Below are 1022 nucleotides of genomic sequence, written 5' to 3'. Positions count from 1 at the left end.
TATTGATCATGTCTGCCACCCTGGAGGCAGAGCCTGTATGTAGATTATTAGGGGATGCGCCATTGCTGGAATGTCCAGGCACTGTATTTCCGGTAGAAACCTTTCATATGTCCAAACCTTCATCAATCTCATTAGAGTCTTTTACGGCTGAGACGGTAGAAAAGGCGCTTGATGTTCATGAAGGCGATCTGTTGGTGTTTTTACCAGGGGCTAGAGAAATTCATAGAACGGAACGAGAATTGGCTTCAAAGCATTTACCAGCACACGTCAAGGTAATTCCGCTGTACGGCAGCATGAAGCTGGAGCAGCAGGATGAGGCAATACGTTCATCGGCTTTGGGCAGTCGAAAAGTGGTATTGGCCACATCGATTGCCGAGTCCAGCTTGACCATCGCCGGGATTACGGTGGTGATCGATAGCGGACTGTCGCGGGAATCGGTGTTTTCCGCGCGAACTGGTATGAGCCGTTTGACCACCGTCAAGGTGTCCAAGGCCTCCGCCGACCAGCGGCGCGGACGGGCGGGCCGTCTCCAGCCGGGCGTATGCTACCGGCTGTGGAGCGCGCAGGAGCATGCGGCGCTCCCCGAGGCCAGTCGCCCGGAAATCGCGGCGGCGGATCTGGCCCCGCTCGCGCTGGAGCTGGCGGCCTGGGGCGTGCGCGAGCCCGCCGAGCTGGCCTGGCTGGATGCCCCGCCTGAGGCCGCGTACCGCCAGGCCACAGGTCTGCTGCACCAGCTCGGCTGCCTGGATGAAGCAGCCGATGGCACTACAGGCGGCATCACCGCGCATGGGCGCGAGGTGTCCGCCCTAGGCACGCACCCGCGCCTTGGGCACATGCTGTTGCGCGCAGCCGCCCTTGGCCTGGCCCCGACTGCCAGCCGTCTGGCTGCGCTGCTGCAAGAGCGGGACCCGTTCCGCGCTCATGGCGGAACGGATTTGCGCCCGCGGCTGGATGCCCTGCGCGAGGCGGCCCATGCCCGCAGTACGCACAGCCTGCTGCGGGCAGCAGACGATACGGTGATT

At 62.2% G+C, this 1022-nt stretch carries 1 protein-coding gene; it reads left to right on the top strand.

Translation table 11 applies throughout. From position 1 onward, the window contains the following. A partial coding sequence (locus GRP75_RS27875; protein WP_272917255.1) for a helicase-related protein occupies positions 1 to 1022 on the top strand: 1022 nt, incomplete at both ends.

It is taken from the genome of Paenibacillus sp. OT2-17 (assembly GCF_009827695.1).
GTDB lineage: Bacteria > Bacillota > Bacilli > Paenibacillales > Paenibacillaceae > Paenibacillus > Paenibacillus polymyxa_B.
Note: the sequence above shows the minus strand (reverse complement) of the source record. Positions and strands in the feature narration are given on the sequence as shown.